The following is a 14,592-nucleotide window of genomic DNA, read 5'->3' on the forward strand; positions in this document are numbered from 1 at the left end:
CTCACTTGATTCCCGCACGCATGAAGCTCTGCACGAACTGGCGCTGGAACAGCAGGAAGCCGACCAGCAACGGCGCCGAGGTCATCAGCGTCGCGGCGCAGATCACCGCCCAGTCGATACCCTGGTCGCTCGACGAGAAGACCTGGAGGCCGACCGTCAGCGGCCGCGACTCCACGGAATTGGTGACCAGCAGCGGCCAGAGGAAGTTGTTCCAGTGATAGCTCACCGAGACCAAGCCGTAGGCGATATAGGTCGGCCTGGCGAGCGGTACATAGACCTTCATCAGCACCTGCAGCGGGCTCGCGCCCTCGACGCGGGCAGCGTCGTCGAGCTCCTTCGGCACAGTCTTGAAGGTCTGCCGCAGCAGGAAAATGCCGAAGGCCGAGGCGATATAGGGCAAGGCGATGGCCGGGATCGTATCGATCAGATTGACCCTGGCGAGGGTGCGATAGTTCTCGACGATCAGCGCGTCGGGCATGATCATCAGCTGTGCCAGGATCAGTGCGAAGGCGATGTCCCGCCCCCAGAAATCCTGCCGCGCCAGCGCATAGGCCGCCAGCGTCCCCAGCACGAGCTGGAAGGCGAGGATCATGGTGACGAGGATGAAGGTGTTGAGGAAATAGCGTGCGAAGGGCGCCGCCGCCCAGGCGCGGATGAAGTTGTCCAGCGTCAGCGGCGCGCTTAGCACGAAACGGGTCGTGTATTCGGCCGGATGAATCGCGGCCCAGACGGCATAGGCCAGGGGCAGCACCCAGATCAAAGCGAGCAGGATCGCGCCTGTCGATTCCAGCGTCAGCGCTAGGCCATTGGGCGCATAAGGGTCGGGCCGGGTGGTGGCCGCCGGCTGCGGTTGAGGCGCGCCGCTCATTGATAATGCGTCCTGCGTTCGAGCCAGCCATACTGGACGAAGGCCACCAGCGCGAGCAGCAGGAGGAGCACGCAGGTCAGCGCCGCGGCATAGCTGGTGTCCCAGAAGCCGAAGCCGACCTGGTAGATGTAGAACAGCAGCAGCGTCGTCGCATTGTCGGGGCCGCCGCGCGTCATCACGAAGATGTGGTCGATCATGCGGAAGGCGTTGATCACCGCATTGATCAGCACGAACAGCGTCGTCGGCATCAGCAGCGGGAACTGGACACGCCGGAAGAACGTCCAACGCGAAGCGCCCTCGATCGCCGCCGCCTCACCGAGGCTGGGCGGGATCGCCTGCAGCGCCGCGAGGTAGAAGATCATGAAGAAGCCGGCCTCCTTCCAGATCGCAACGATGGTGACGGCGTAGAGCGCGGTATCCTGCGACCCCAGCCAATTGGTGCTGCGCCCGCCGAACGCCGCGACGATCTGCTCGAGCAGGCCGTATTGCGGGGTGAAGAAGAACAGCCAGATGTTGGCGACCGCGATCATCGGCAGGATGGTCGGGGTGAAATAGGCCATCCGGACCAGGGTGCGGCCGGCGATCTTGTCGTTGACCCAGACCGCCATCAGCAAAGCGAGCGCGATCGAGGTCGGGATCGTGCCAGTGGCGAACCAGAGATTGTTGGCCATCGCCTTCCAGAAGATCGGGTCGGCCAGCATCTGCTGGTAATTGTCGAGCCCGACGAAACGCGCCGGGCGGCGCGCCCGCGGGGTCGACATGAAGCTGTCGACGAAGCTCGCGATCGCGGGCCAGTGCGTGAACAGGGCCAGGCAAGCCATGGCCGGCAGCAGCAGCAGCCAGCCATGGATCGTCGCGGTCGCGCGGTTGTTCATCGGCTCAGCGATAGGACTTCAGGATGCGTTCGGCTTCCGCCTGGGCCTCAGTCATTGCCTGCGCCGGCTGCTTCGTGCCGGTGAGGGCCGCCTGCAGACCGTCATTCAGCGCCTTGGTGACGCGCTGGTTCTCATGGGTCGAGAGTTCGGCGACGGCGGTCGGCAGCTGGTCGCGGGCGACGAGGGCTTGGGGGAAATCGGCGACGTATTTCTTCATCGCCTCGGTCTCGTAGGCCGCCGGCGTCACCGCGACATAGCCGGTATCGGCGCTCCATTGCGCGGCCCGCTCCGGCGTGGTGATCCAGCGCACGAACTTGAACGCGGCCTCCTGCTCGGCCGGGCTCGCCTTCTTGGAGAGATAGAAATTGCCGCCGCCGGTCGGGCTGCCGGGCTTCTTGCCGGCGGGCAGCACGGCGACGCCGAAGGGGAACTTGGCGTTGGCCCTGACATTGGTCAGGTTGCCGGTGGTGGTCCACATCATCGCGACCTTCTTCTCGAAGAAGTCGCGCGGCGTGGTGCCCCATTCGACGATGCCGGGCGGGTGAACCTTGTGCTTCTGCGCCAGGTCGACCCAGTACTGCAGCGCCTCGACGACGCCGGGATTGGCATAGTCGGTCTTGTCGCCGGCCGGATTGGCGAGAATGGCGCCGGCCTGTGTGGTCAGCCCCTGGAAGAGCCAATAGGGGAAGCCGGAAGACGGGATCTGGATGCCCCACTGGCTGGTGTTGCCCGCGGCATCGCGCTTGGTCAGCTTCTGCGCGAATTCGAGTTGCTGCGCCCAGCTGGTCGGCGGCTTCTCGGGATCGAGCCCGGCCTCCTTGAACAGCTCCTTGTTCCAGTAGAGCACCACCGTGGAACGCTGGAACGGAATGCCCCAGGTCTTCCCGCCCGTCTGGCTGTTCTCCATGAAGCCGGGGAAGAAGCTCGACAGCCACTTCCTGTCATCCTCGGTCTTGATGAAGGGGTCGAAGGGAACGATCGCTTCCTCGTCGATCAGGGTGAACATGTCGGTCGAGAGCAGCACCGAGAGCACCGGCGGCGTGCCGCTCTTATGCGCGGTCAGCGCCTTGACGATGGTCTCCTGATAGGTGCCGGCATAGATCGGCTTGACCTTGATGGTCGGGTTTTCCTTCTCGAATCCGGCAGCGTAGGTGTCGATCAGCTTGGTGATCGGCCCGCCCACGGCGACCGGATAGAAGAAGGACAGCTCGGCCGATTGGGCGAGCGCCGGTTTGCCCACCGCAAGCGAGCCGGCCAGAGCCGCGGTGCCGCCCATGAATTCACGCCTGTCCATATCTCTTCACTCCCCTTTGTACGGCGTCTTGAACGCCTTGGTTGTTCAGTCGTCAGCCGAGGACGAGCCTTTGCTCGGTCTTCAGGTCGAACCAGTGCACCGCTGCCTGTGACAGCTTGATGTGCACCCGCTCGCCTGCAGCGGCGCGGACCTTGCCGGGCCGGCGCACGATGAAGGGCTGGCCGTCGATACGGGTCTCGACCAGCGTGTCGGCGCCGAGATACTCGACCGCCACGACATCGGCGGCGATGCCGGCATCGGTGAGTTCGGTCATCTCGGGCCGGATGCCGACCGCAAGCTGGCTCGGCTCGGCATGGGCGGGCGGCGAGAGACCGGTGTCGCCACCGCCCGCCAGGACCGAGGCGAGCGGGATGACGTTCATCGGCGGCGTACCGACGAAGCGCGCGACGAAGATCGTCGCCGGATTCTCGTAGAGCTGGTCGGGTGGAGCATCCTGTTCGATCCGCCCGTTGCGCATCAGCACGACCTGGTCGGCCATCGTCATCGCCTCGACCTGGTCATGCGTGACATAGACCATGGTGATGCCGAGGCGCTGCTGCAGTTCGCGGATCTCGCGCCGCATCTCGACGCGCAGCTGTGCGTCGAGATTGGAGAGCGGCTCGTCCATCAGGCAGACCGGGGCTTGCGCGACGATCGCCCGGCCGAGCGCGACGCGCTGCTGCTGGCCGCCGGACAACTGCGAGGGCTTGCGCTCGAGCAGGGTGGTGAGCCCCAGGATCGAGGCGGCGCGGGCGAGCCGCTCGTCGCGATCCGCGCGCGACACCTTCCGCACCTTCAGCCCGAACAGGATGTTCTCCGCGACAGACAGATGCGGGAACAGCGCATAATTCTGGAACACCATGGCGATGCCACGTTGCGAGGGAGCCGCGCGGGTGACGTCGCGCCCGCCAATGGCGATCGAACCATTGCTGCTGTCCTCCAGCCCCGCGATCAGCCTGAGCGTGGTCGACTTGCCGCAGCCGGACGGGCCGAGCAGTGCCACGAGCTTGCCGCCCTCGACGGTGAAGCTGACGTCATCGACGGCGGCTGTGCCGCCCCAGCTCTTCGAAACGGCTTTGAGCTCTACCGAAACCATTCGCGACCCGGCCCCCAGCAAGGCGTCGTGAGCAGGACGCTTGCCTGCCGGCTACGAGCCGAGGCGCGAGCATGATGCTAAAATTTGTGCGGAGACAAGAGCGTGCCGGTGCGGGTTCGCCGGGCTCCAATGCGATATTCGGCAAGCGCTCTGCCTTCGTCCGCGCCGGTCCCTCACACGCCCCCGAAACCCGCATGTCGCGAAGAGCCGGAATGGGCGTCGTTGCGACGTGTTGAACGCGATGCCCGGACGCTGACGTTCAACCTGTCAGCTAGAGCATTTCCGCGTTTCTCCCAATCGCGGAAATGCTCTAGCTCCTTGTTTTATCGCATTTTCTCCGCGCAAACGCTTCGCGTTTGTCGCGAGGGAACCGGTGTCGACTTCGCTCGAAAATGCTCTAGCGCTCCCGCGCAACGCGAAAGCCGTTGGTCTGGAAGCGCACATCGAAATCATATTTGAAGCGCGAGGCCGAGCGGACATATTGTGGCTCGCTGCTGAAGGAGCCGCCGCGCAGGACGCGTTCCTTGCAGCCCGGCTTCACCCAGGCCGAGCCATTGGCGGGCGCGGATCGGTAGCTGTCGTTCCAGCAGTCCTCCACCCATTCCGCCACATTCCCCGACATGTCATAGAGGCCGAAATCATTGGGCGGATAGGTGGCGACGGCAACCGCAGCTGTCGAGCGCGAACCATCGCAGCCCGAACAGTTGACGCGGGCCTTTTCCATCATCTTGCCCCAGAAATAAGCGGTGGGCCGGCCTGCGCGCGCGGCATATTCCCACTCGGCCTCGGTCGGCAGCCGATAGGTCTGGCCAGTCCTTTTCGACAGCCAGGCGACATATTGCTGGGTGTCCTCCCAGCTCAGGTTGCCGACCGGCCGCTTGCCCCGGCCGGCGCCCCGATCATCCGGCGCGAAGGCGCAGCCTTTGGCCGCAACACAGGCATCCCATTCATCATAGGTCACTTCGGTGCGGCCAATATAAAACGGCTTCCTGATGGTGACGGTGTGGACCGGCGCCTCGAAGCGAAACGGTTCTGCCGATCCCATGGCGAAAGCGCCCGCTGCAATCGGAATCATCGGTGGGCACTCCGCGCAATCCTGCACTGGAGCATTGGCAGGCGCGACCGGCGCAGCGGGGGGCGGCGCAGCAGGGGGCGGCGCCTTGCCACTCAAACGCTCGATCCGGGCGCGCGCCTCCGCTGCATAGAGCCCGTTTGGCCAGGCATCGAGATAAATCCGAAAATCGCCGAGGTCTGTTTTGTCCTTGATCGAATTCCAGTAGCGGGTTTCGAGGCTGCCTGCGTCAGTGGCGGGCGGGGCGGCGGGCACCTGCGCCAGAACGATCGTACCGGGAGGGCGCGGCGCCAATGGCCCGGCGGAAACCGAATGCGGCAACAGCCAGACAATGAGGCCAAATGCGACAGCCATTCGCTTGGACGCATGCATCAGATACGGAAAGCCGGAGCCCAGGATCAAATTTAGTTCAGCTGCCATGGACTGCCATCTTCTGCGAAAAAACCGGGTGCGAGGCACGATTCTAAAGATCTTAAAATCACCGGATTAAAGTTATCCGCGCCGCGCCGAAGTTTTTCGACATCCACTCCTGTCTTGCCCACACCTGTCTTGCCCGCATCTGTCTACCAGCGCCGCTGCCTATGCGGCCGCACCACTCTCACTTCGATCCGCTGTGACATGACCGGCGGATCATGCGGGATATGGTCCTGATCGCCCAGCACGAGCTGCAGCGTGTGCCGGCCCGGTGCAAGCGTGATCTTCTTCTCAGTCTCACCGCGGCCGAAATGGAGATGGTTCGGATCGCTGGCGATGGGTTCCCCCAAAGCGGGCGCGGGCCGGTCGATGATGAGATGGTGATGCCCGGTGCCGGCCTTGACGACGCCTGCCGGGGCAACCCCCATATTGCGCAGCCCAAACCGGACCGTCAGGTTTTGCGGGACGACCGAGCCGTTGGGAAGGCCGATAAAATAGACCTCCGAATCCGGCAGCGACGCCGTGCGCCCGGGCGCGGTGGCCTTGTCGGACACCGTCACGCGGATCACCGCGGACATGATCGGAGGATTATGCGGCACATGATCGTGGTCGCCGAGCAGCAGTTGCAGCGTATGCGGGCCCGGAGCGAGAACAAGCTCCGTTTCCGTCTGGCCGCGCCCGAAATGCAGATGGCGGGGATCGCTCGGAATCGGCTCGCCTAACGGCGGCACCGGGCTGTCGATAAGAAGATGATGATGGCCGGAATTGGCCTTTTTGACCGCCGCCGGAACGACTTCGAAATTGGATGCGCCGAACTTGAGGGTGAGCTTCGGCGGAATGACCGCGCCATCCTTCAGATCCGTGAAAAAAACCACGGCATCGGGCCGGATCGGCGTGTTTGGTGTCTGCGCCTGGGCGAAGGCGGGCGTCAGAAGTAGCATCGAGCAAGCTGCCAAGGCCCGCAAGGCATATGGATTCAGCATCATCCAGCTCCTTCGCAACCAGCTCGTTACAGACGTAGCAAAACGGCCCTGGAAAGGCAAAAATCCCCGCTCTAGCGATATCATGGGCCAAAGCCGGGCCGGAGCACGGCCAGCGTCGCGCCGGGGCAGCGGCTAAGAAACTCCCTGCTCCCTGCCCGCGCCCTCCGTTCGACGAACGCTCGCCCCCCACCTTGTCGCCATCCGCGAGGATGGAGAGACATTGACCGGCATTATGTCCAAGGGGGCTCTCATCACGCCTTTGGCAAGATTGGCGAACGCGGTCTTGGCCTCGCGCAGTCTTGGCCTCGCGCGTTCTGACCTTGATCGTGGGTAAGACGCTATGCTGCCCGCCGAACCCGCGCGAGAGAAGCGACGACGCAAGGTCGCCCCGATCTCGACAATTGGCTGTACGCATCGGCCGCTTCGAACGAGGCGAAGGCCTTCGCCGCGCTGCTACCGGAGAAGATTGATCGCCCTGGTGGCGCATCAAAACTGCGGAATTGTCGGGCGGCGCAAATGCGCCAGGAGCGGGCATAGGGCCAGCGCTCGGAAGCGGACCTCCAGGGGGATGTCGACGCACAACCGAAATCGACCTATTGCCAACCGGGCACCCGACGCTGGACACGGCCCCAGGCCAGCGCCTATCTGCAACTCGAAGATCCCGACTTGGCTTACGCTCGCGCTAAGGCCAGCTCTCAATCGCGGGTTTCAGCGAGAAATTGGCCGAACCGGGTCGCCCCCGGCCGTGGCTGCAGCGCGATGAGGCGAGAATCCTGCGCAGAGGCCTTCCGGTGCAGCGCGGCTTCCCGATAGGTGGGATCGCGGATCAGTTCGACGAAGGCCTGCACGTTGGGATATTCCGCGACGAAGCAGAGATCCCAATGCTCGGCCCGCGGTCCGATCAGCACCATCTCGAATTGGCCCTCCCAGATGATCCTTGCACCGATGCGAGCCAGCACGGGTTCACTGGCCCGGCCATAGCTTTGATAGGCTTCGATGCCGCGAACCTCGCGGCCGTCGAGATAATCGGCACGCTCGCGCAGCCGGATTAGGTTGAGCAGATGCAAGGGGCCCTGATGCTCACTGTCGCGAAGCGCCAAGAACTGTGCCTTCTCGAGATCGACATGGCCCGACATTGTTCATCGTCTCTCGGTGATAGGGGGGCGGTTTTGGTTCCTGCGGCCGTCAGCGTCCGCTGAAATGGGCTGGCCGGCGCTCGAGGAAGGCACTGATGCCCTCGCGCACGTCGCTGGTATGGGCCAATTGCGCAAATTGGCTGGCTTCGACGGCCAGGCCTTCGTCGATTGACAGGTTGATGCCGCGTGTGACGCTCGCGAGGCAGGCGCTGACGGCCGCCGGCGACTTTCCGAGGATCGTCGCCGCGAGCTGCCGCGTCCGCTTCAAGAGCCGGGAAGCGGGCACGGTCTCGTTGATCAGCCCGATCTGCACGGCTTCCTCGGCCGAGATCGAGTCGCCGGTCAGGATGAGATGCAAGGCCCGCTTGCGACCAACATGGCGCGGCAGGCGCTGGGTTCCGCCAAATGTCGGCGGAAAGCCGAGATTGATCTCCGGCTTGGCGAAGCGGGCATGTTCGCTGGCAATGGCGAGCGGACAGGCCTCGACGATCTCGCAGCCCCCGCCGAAGGCGAGGCCGTTCACCGCGGCGATGACCGGCTTCGGAAAATTCTCGATGCGCCGGGTCAGTGCCTGGCCTCGCCCGACGAATTCCCGCATCGCGGTGGTCACACCCGCCTCGACGCTGAGCGAGAAGCCGGCAATATCGGCGCCCGCGCTGAAGGCCTTCTCGCCGGCGCCCGTCAAGATCACGATGCGAACGGCTTCGTCCCGCTCGATGGCATCGAGATGTCGCTGGAGCGCATCGATCGTCGCGTAGTTCAGCGCGTTGAGCTTGGCCGGCCGGCTGAGCGTGAGGGTGGCGATGCTGCCGGCCATGTCGATCAGTACTGGATGCTCTGTCGTCGGCGTCATGATCACGGCTCCTGCCCTTGCTGCGTGGCCGGACGTTGCAATCGGGCTCGCGATCGAACAAACGGATAATCTTCTCCGGCGCATGAGAAAACTTCACCTCGTGATCTGCGCCGGAGCGCCGTGCGACGAGATGTTCGGCAGGAGGCCAGTGCGATGCGCTCCCGGTTACCGCCGCTGAATTCACTTCGCCTGTTCGAGGCGGCCGCCCGGCTGTTGAGCTTCAAGAACGCGGCGGAGGAGCTGCTGCTGACGCCGAGCGCCGTCAGCCACGGCATTCAATCGCTGGAGGAATGGCTCGGCGTGCCACTTTTCCTGCGCACGACGAAGGGGCTGGTGCTGTCCGAGGCGGGACAGACCTACATCCCGACCGTCCGTCAGGCGCTTCACCTTCTGGCCAGCGGCAGCGCCCAGGTCATCAACAGGCATGGCTCGGGCCAGCTTTCGATCAGCGCGGCGCCGACATTCGCTGCTCGGTGGCTGCTGCCGCGGCTGCATAAATTCCGCGAGCTCCATCCGGACATTCAGATCGTCATCGACACATCCCAGGAGCGGGCGGAGCTGTCGGAGGACGGCGTGGACTTGGCCATCCGGATGGGCCGCGGCAACTGGCAGGGCGTTGTCGCCGACAAGCTGGTCGCGGAGGTACTCGTCCCGGTCTGCGCGCCGTCGATCCGTGAGCGCGTGTACGATCTCGCCGATATCGAGCAGGCGCCCTTGATCTATGTGACGAGCACCAGCGAGGACTGGGAGATGTGGGCGAGCGCGACCGGCCGTGCCATGCCCGATCAGGCGAAGGGGCTTCGCTTCGATACCATTCACATGGCGTTCCAAGCGGCCTGCCAGGGCCTCGGCGTGGCGATCGGGCGCAAGCCCCTTGTTGATCAGGAGCTGGCTTCGGGCAACCTGGTCGAAATCTGGGACCTCGTTCCAAGCCAGACCGCCTATTGGCTCGTGGGCGCGGAAAGCCGGGCGGACGATCCGCGCATCGTCGCATTCCGATCCTGGATCCTGCAGGAAAGCGCGACATCGGCAGGTTGAGCTGCTGAAGGCGTCAGGCCGGAGCCTTCACGGCAGGGCAGCGTCCCGCGTGAATATCATTCACACGGGCTCCAGTATTACTCATTTGCCCCGCACGACGTCGGCTCCCTAAATCCCGCTTGTCTCAACGGGAGGGGCGCCAATTGGTCGTTTATCATTCCGAGAAGCGTGCACGCTTCCGTGCCCGGCATCGGGAAGGGTGCTTCGTTCTGCCGAACCCAACCGACGATCGCGACCCGGGATGAGATCCTGGAATTCTTCAGGCGCAGGCTCGTTGCCCGGCCAACCCACGCATGAGGGGCGGCAGGCACTGCAGCGCGAACCCCTGCGGCTTTATCGGCGGGTGACGGCAACATTAGGATGGAGGCACTCCCATGATCGTTATAGTATTGCGCAGTCGGCTGAAGCCCGGCGTGCAGGATGAGTATGGCCCGACGGCCCAGCGCATGAGCGAGCGGGCGCGGACGATGCCCGGCTATGTCTCGCACAAGGGATTCGTGGCCGATGATGGGGAACGAGTGACGATCGTCGAGTTCGAAACCGAAGAGGCACTGAACCAATGGCGTGTCGATATCGAGCACCGTGAAGCCAAAAAGCGCGGCTTCGAGAACTTCTACAGCGAATTCAAATACCAGATCTGCAGCGTCGTCCGGGCGCAGGCGTGGTTGGCCAAGGCGCCGCCCGGCAAGGCGGGCTGATCATATGCCGAGATGGTTCCTGGCCGGCCGCAGCGCGAAGCCGGGGCCCGAGACATCCTTCAACGACCAGGAGCAGGAAATGATTGCGGTGATCTTCGAGTCGTGGCCGGCACCCGGAAAGATGCAGACCTATCTGGCCATGGGTGCGCGGCTTGCGCCGCAGCTCGAGACGATAGACGGCTTCATCTCCATCGAGCGTTTCCAGAGTTTCTCCGATCCGAACAAGCTGCTTGCGCTGTCCATCTGGCGCGACGAAGCAGCGGTCGACGCATTCCGCAATTGGAACGTCCATCGCACAGTCCAGGCCAACAGCCGTAAGGATGTGTTCCTAGATTACCGCCTGCGGGTCGCCGCGGTCTTGCGCGACTACGGCATGACCGAGCGCGAGCAGTCGCCGTGCGACAGCCGCGAAGCCCTTGCGTGAACGCTCGTTGAAGGCGGCGCAATCCGACCGCGGCTGGGTGCAAAGCGCCGGAACTCATCCAATCTTTTGCTGGATGCTATCGTGGGAAGAGAGACAATGTGGAATGAGACCGAAGCGGCGCGATTGCTGAGGATTACCTATCCGATCGTCCAGGGCCCGTTCGGCGGAGGGCTTTCCTCGGTAGAATTGACTGCGGCGGTTTCCAATCTCGGTGGCCTCGGTTCGTTCGGAGCCCATATCTTCAGTCCCGTCCATATCAGGGACATCGTTGCGCACATACGCGAGCGCACGGCATCGCCATTCGCCATCAATCTCTGGGTCGACAACGAAGATCCGGCGATGGCCGGATTCGACCAAGCGTCGTTCGAGCGTCACGTCGGGCGGCTGCATGCTCATTACGCAGCGCTCGGACTAGATCCCCCAGCATTCCCCGATCGTTTCGGGCAGAATTTTGACGAGCAGATCGAGGCGCTGATCGAGGTGGCACCTTCGGTTGTCAGCTTCGTCTTCGGCATTCCCTCGCCGCGGATCATCGAGGCGTGCCGATCCCGTGGGATCCGCACGATCGGCAATGCAACGACGGTCGAGGAGGCTCGCGCGATCGAAGCCGCGGGTATCGACCTCGTTCTCGCATCCGGTGCGGAGGCGGGTGGCCATCGGGTGTCGTTTTTGGAGCCGCCCGAGCGTTCTCTCGTGGGGACATTCGCACTGATCCCGCAGGTTCGGGATGCCGTCCGAATCCCGGTCGTTGCCGCCGGCGGCATTGCGGACGGCCGTGGGGTCGCAGCTGCAATGGCGCTCGGTGCCGACGGCGTGCAGGTCGGCACGGCGTTCCTGGCCTGCTCAGAATCCGGCGCATCACCTCTCTATCGTGCAGCCTTGCTTTCCGATCGGGCGCGCCACACGACGCTGACGCGGGTTTTCTCGGGGCGGTTGGCACGCGCCATCCGCAACGGATATTCCGAGAAAATGGCAGCTTACGGAGATGATCTCGCGCCATATCCGGCACAGAACTGGCTAACGAACAGCCTCCGCGCTGCGGCCATCGAGCGTGGCCGCGACGACCTGATCTCGATCTACGCCGGACAATCGGCGGCCCTGCTGCGTCACCATACGGCGGGCGAATTGTTCGACGCACTTGTCCGGGAAACGGGACAGGCATTTCGGGCACGGGCTGTGCGCAGACGGTCGATCTGAAGCGGCTTGTCGGGCCAAGTCGACGCAGCCATTCTCCTGTCGGGAGATTCAGCCTCAGCGGTCAGGTAGAGCCGCTAGACCTCGAAGCCGCCGATGTAGCCGGAGCCGCCGAAGATCTGCACGGCGTAGTCCCTCTGTACCACGACCATGTCGCTGGCGAAGCATTTGACCATCGGAGATGGAGATCGCCGGCTTGCCGTGGTCGATCAGCAACGCGGCCGCTCAACGAGGGCGCGGGGGCGGCGATGTCCTTGACCATGTGACGTGCTCCCCTGAAACTGGGCCATTCTGAGCTGGAATTTTCCAGGTATGATCCCGGAAGCGGACACTCCGAGCGTCAGAAATAGGCCAGCCCGAGCCATTGAGGCGGGTCCTCAACTAGCCTGCCGGTAAGCGGACATCCGCGGAGTCCGGAAAGGGCCAAGAACCGACAACGCCTCAGGTCTTTGGGTGCTCTCAGGCTTCCCGCGCGCCCGCGCCCCTTCGCATTCGCGCACGCCGCCTGCGACGAAGTAGGCATGGCGGTGCGCCTCTCCCCATGGCAATCAGCGCTTCGCGATTGCACAATGGTAGGGCAGAGGGAGCACAAGCGCAGATGAACGCGGCCGCATCGTCAGACCTTCCTTCCTTGTCAGATCTGCCTTCATTGTCAGACCTGCCTTTCATGAACGCCTTTCCTTCACCCTCCCTGGAGCAATGGCGGGGCGCGGTCGACAAGGTTCTGAAGGGCGCGGATTTCGAGAAGCGGCTGGTCGGCCGCAGCGCCGACGGCATCCGCATCGAGCCGCTCTACGCCGCCGCCAAGACAACGCAGAGGCCGCTGCGGACTGAGGCGGGCCGCTGGCATGTCGCGGCCCGTGTTGACCATCCCGAACCGGCGCGGGCGCAGGAGCTCGCCTTGGCCGATCTCGAAGGCGGCGCGGATTCGCTCGTGCTGTCTTTCCCCGGCGCGCGCGCGGCGCGCGGCCATGGGCTCGTCGCGGGTGATGTCGCAGCGCTCGATGCAGCGCTTGACGGCGTCATGCTGGAGCTGATCCGGCTGCGGCTCGACCCGGCCCCGCAAGGCCGCGTCAATGCGCTGCTGCTGGCGGCCCTGTTCGAGAAGCGTGGCATCGCGCCCGATAGCGGCGCGGTTGATTTCGGGCTCGACCCGATCGGGCTTTTGGCCAGCGAAGGCGTCTTCGCCGCGTCCTGGCCCGAGATCGGACGCAGGCTGGCGGAGACGATCCGGGCGCTGACGCAGCGCGGCTTCAAGGGCCCCTTCCTCACCGCCGATGTCCGCCCTTATCACGAGGCCGGCGCCAGCGAGGCACAGGAGCTCGGCGCGGCGCTCGCCACGGCGGTGGCCTATCTGCGCGCGCTCGAAGCACAGGGCATGGCGCTGGACGAGGCGCGCGACGCGATCTCCTTCGTCCTCGTCGCTGATACCGACGAGTTCATGACCATCGCCAAGTTCCGCGCCGCCCGCCTGCTCTGGGAGCGCGTGCAGACGGCCTGCGGGCTCACACCGAAGCCGATGGTCCTGCATGCCGAGACCGCCTGGCGCTCGCTGACCAGGCGCGACCCTTGGGTCAACATGCTGCGCGGCACGATCGCGACCTTCTCGGCCGGGATCGGCGGCACTGATAGCCTCATTGTCCTGCCCTTCACGGCCGCGCTCGGCCTGCCCGACGCTTTTGCCCGCCGCGTCGCGCGCAACACCCAGCTCGTCCTGCTCGAAGAGGCCAATCTCTGGCGCGTCGCCGACCCCGCCGCCGGGGCCGGCAGTTTCGAAAGCCTGACGCAGGCGCTGTGCGAGCAGGGCTGGAGCAAGTTCCAGGATCTGGAGCGGGAGGCCAAAGACGGCCTGCCCGGCATCGTCTCGGCCTTGACGAACGGCCATGTCCAGGCTGGCCTTGCCCGCCAGAGAGAAGCGCGCGCCAAGGCGATCGCCACCCGCCGCGAGCCGATCACCGGAACGAGCGAATTCGCCAATCTGAAAGAGGCCCCCGTCAGCGTGCTCGATGTCGCGCCCGCGGCGCGCCGGACAGCCCGCCCGTCCGCGACCAAGGCGAGCGCCCAGGACCAGGGCGACCTGATCGCTCAATTGGCGCAAGGCGCGACGCGCGAGCAGGCGCTGAGCGCGCCGGAGGAGGCACTGCGAGCGCAGCCCCTGCCCTCGCATCGCCTGGCCGAGGCGTTCGAGGCCCTGCGCGACAAGGCCGACGCTTTCACCGAGCGCCCCGCCGTCTTCCTGGCGACGCTGGGGCCGATCGCCGATTTCGCCGCGCGCGCAGGCTTCGCCCGCAACCTGTTCGAGACCGGTGGGCTGGCGGCGCCGAGCGATGACGGTTTCAGCAAGGACGGCGCCACCGATCTTGCGGCGCTCATTGCGGCCTATCAGGCATCGGGCGCGCGCCTCGCCTGCCTCTGCGGCTCGGATGAGCGCTATGCGGCGGAGGCTGGCGCAGCCGCCACGGCACTCAAGCAAGCCGGCGCGACGATCTGGCTCGCCGGCCGGCCGGGCGAGAGCGAGGCCGCGCTCAGGGCAGCCGGCGTGGCCGGCTTCATTCATGCCGGCTGCGATGTCGTAGCCCTGCTCGAAAGCGCGCTTGCCATCTCGGCATTGCCTGATTAGCGCAAATTTGCTATAATTACCGCAAAG

At 64.8% G+C, this 14,592-nt stretch carries 13 protein-coding genes; 5 read left to right on the plus strand and 8 right to left on the minus strand.

The window, feature by feature from the left end; all coding sequences use genetic code 11:
* Position 1 precedes the first annotated feature (1 nt).
* The 8 genes from ACSQ3P_RS27670 to ACSQ3P_RS27705 form a co-directional block, all read right to left on the minus strand.
* Positions 2 to 868, minus strand: coding sequence for a carbohydrate ABC transporter permease (locus ACSQ3P_RS27670; RefSeq protein WP_436168663.1), 867 nt, complete (start codon positions 866 to 868; stop codon positions 2 to 4).
* The gene (locus ACSQ3P_RS27675; protein WP_436168664.1) at positions 865 to 1,743 is read right to left on the minus strand and encodes a carbohydrate ABC transporter permease; all 879 of its coding nucleotides are present in this window, start codon (positions 1,741 to 1,743) and stop codon (positions 865 to 867) included. Before ACSQ3P_RS27675 ends, ACSQ3P_RS27670 begins: the two co-directional genes overlap by 4 nt.
* Before the next feature lie 4 nt (positions 1,744 to 1,747).
* On the minus strand, positions 1,748 to 3,037 hold the full coding sequence (locus ACSQ3P_RS27680; RefSeq protein ID WP_436168665.1) for an ABC transporter substrate-binding protein: 1,290 nt from the start codon (positions 3,035 to 3,037) through the stop codon (positions 1,748 to 1,750).
* Positions 3,038 to 3,089: 52 nt separating this feature from the next.
* Positions 3,090 to 4,133 (minus strand): ABC transporter ATP-binding protein, encoded by a 1,044-nt coding sequence (locus ACSQ3P_RS27685; RefSeq protein WP_436168666.1) that lies wholly within the window; start codon positions 4,131 to 4,133, stop codon positions 3,090 to 3,092.
* 397 nt (positions 4,134 to 4,530) lie between these two features.
* Positions 4,531 to 5,559, minus strand: a complete 1,029-nt coding sequence (locus ACSQ3P_RS27690) for a formylglycine-generating enzyme family protein (protein ID WP_436168667.1) — start codon at positions 5,557 to 5,559, stop codon at positions 4,531 to 4,533.
* 209 nt (positions 5,560 to 5,768) lie between these two features.
* Positions 5,769 to 6,686: a DUF4399 domain-containing protein gene (locus ACSQ3P_RS27695; protein ID WP_436168668.1), complete on the minus strand. Its 918-nt coding sequence runs from the start codon at positions 6,684 to 6,686 to the stop codon at positions 5,769 to 5,771.
* Between the two features lie 611 nt (positions 6,687 to 7,297).
* Positions 7,298 to 7,738, minus strand: coding sequence for a DUF1330 domain-containing protein (locus ACSQ3P_RS27700; RefSeq protein ID WP_436168669.1), 441 nt, complete (start codon positions 7,736 to 7,738; stop codon positions 7,298 to 7,300).
* A gap of 49 nt (positions 7,739 to 7,787) precedes the next feature.
* Positions 7,788 to 8,591 (minus strand): crotonase/enoyl-CoA hydratase family protein, encoded by an 804-nt coding sequence (locus ACSQ3P_RS27705; RefSeq protein ID WP_436168670.1) that lies wholly within the window; start codon positions 8,589 to 8,591, stop codon positions 7,788 to 7,790.
* Between the two features lie 153 nt (positions 8,592 to 8,744).
* Here ACSQ3P_RS27705 and gcvA point away from each other — a divergent pair, with 153 nt between their 5' ends.
* The 5 genes from gcvA to ACSQ3P_RS27730 all read left to right on the plus strand — a co-directional run bounded on the left by gcvA (position 8,745) and on the right by ACSQ3P_RS27730 (position 14,565).
* Complete coding sequence (gcvA, locus tag ACSQ3P_RS27710) at positions 8,745 to 9,629, plus strand: transcriptional regulator GcvA (protein ID WP_436168671.1); 885 nt, start codon at positions 8,745 to 8,747, stop codon at positions 9,627 to 9,629.
* Positions 9,630 to 10,003: 374 nt separating this feature from the next.
* Positions 10,004 to 10,327, plus strand: a complete 324-nt coding sequence (locus tag ACSQ3P_RS27715; protein WP_436168672.1) for an antibiotic biosynthesis monooxygenase family protein — start codon at positions 10,004 to 10,006, stop codon at positions 10,325 to 10,327.
* A 79-nt stretch (positions 10,328 to 10,406) separates the two neighbouring features.
* Positions 10,407 to 10,751, plus strand: a complete 345-nt coding sequence (locus ACSQ3P_RS27720; RefSeq protein ID WP_436168811.1) for an antibiotic biosynthesis monooxygenase family protein — start codon at positions 10,407 to 10,409, stop codon at positions 10,749 to 10,751.
* Positions 10,752 to 10,847: 96 nt separating this feature from the next.
* On the plus strand, positions 10,848 to 11,948 hold the full coding sequence (locus tag ACSQ3P_RS27725; protein WP_436168673.1) for an NAD(P)H-dependent flavin oxidoreductase: 1,101 nt from the start codon (positions 10,848 to 10,850) through the stop codon (positions 11,946 to 11,948).
* Between the two features lie 664 nt (positions 11,949 to 12,612).
* Entirely contained in the window at positions 12,613 to 14,565 is a 1,953-nt protein-coding gene (locus ACSQ3P_RS27730; protein ID WP_436168674.1) for a methylmalonyl-CoA mutase family protein, read from the plus strand.
* Positions 14,566 to 14,592 lie beyond the last annotated feature (27 nt).

The organism is Allobosea sp. LjRoot9 (assembly GCF_964252745.1).
Taxonomy (GTDB): Bacteria; Pseudomonadota; Alphaproteobacteria; order Rhizobiales; family Beijerinckiaceae; genus Allobosea.

Excerpts from the sequence above, each read along its gene's own strand:
- ACSQ3P_RS27715 (WP_436168672.1), top strand. The coding sequence starts at position 10,004 with ATGATCGTTATAGTATTGCGCAGTCGGCTGAAGCCCGGCGTGCAGGAT.
- ACSQ3P_RS27700 (WP_436168669.1), bottom strand. The coding sequence starts at position 7,738 with ATGTCGGGCCATGTCGATCTCGAGAAGGCACAGTTCTTGGCGCTTCGC.
- ACSQ3P_RS27720 (WP_436168811.1), top strand. The coding sequence starts at position 10,407 with ATGATTGCGGTGATCTTCGAGTCGTGGCCGGCACCCGGAAAGATGCAG.
- ACSQ3P_RS27695 (WP_436168668.1), bottom strand. The coding sequence starts at position 6,686 with ATGATATCGCTAGAGCGGGGATTTTTGCCTTTCCAGGGCCGTTTTGCT.
- ACSQ3P_RS27680 (WP_436168665.1), bottom strand. The coding sequence starts at position 3,037 with ATGGACAGGCGTGAATTCATGGGCGGCACCGCGGCTCTGGCCGGCTCG.
- ACSQ3P_RS27730 (WP_436168674.1), top strand. The coding sequence starts at position 12,613 with ATGAACGCCTTTCCTTCACCCTCCCTGGAGCAATGGCGGGGCGCGGTC.
- ACSQ3P_RS27690 (WP_436168667.1), bottom strand. The coding sequence starts at position 5,559 with ATGGCTGTCGCATTTGGCCTCATTGTCTGGCTGTTGCCGCATTCGGTT.
- ACSQ3P_RS27685 (WP_436168666.1), bottom strand. The coding sequence starts at position 4,133 with ATGGTTTCGGTAGAGCTCAAAGCCGTTTCGAAGAGCTGGGGCGGCACA.
- ACSQ3P_RS27705 (WP_436168670.1), bottom strand. The coding sequence starts at position 8,591 with ATGACGCCGACGACAGAGCATCCAGTACTGATCGACATGGCCGGCAGC.
- ACSQ3P_RS27675 (WP_436168664.1), bottom strand. The coding sequence starts at position 1,743 with ATGAACAACCGCGCGACCGCGACGATCCATGGCTGGCTGCTGCTGCTG.
- gcvA (WP_436168671.1), top strand. The coding sequence starts at position 8,745 with ATGCGCTCCCGGTTACCGCCGCTGAATTCACTTCGCCTGTTCGAGGCG.
- ACSQ3P_RS27725 (WP_436168673.1), top strand. The coding sequence starts at position 10,848 with ATGTGGAATGAGACCGAAGCGGCGCGATTGCTGAGGATTACCTATCCG.
- ACSQ3P_RS27670 (WP_436168663.1), bottom strand. The coding sequence starts at position 868 with ATGAGCGGCGCGCCTCAACCGCAGCCGGCGGCCACCACCCGGCCCGAC.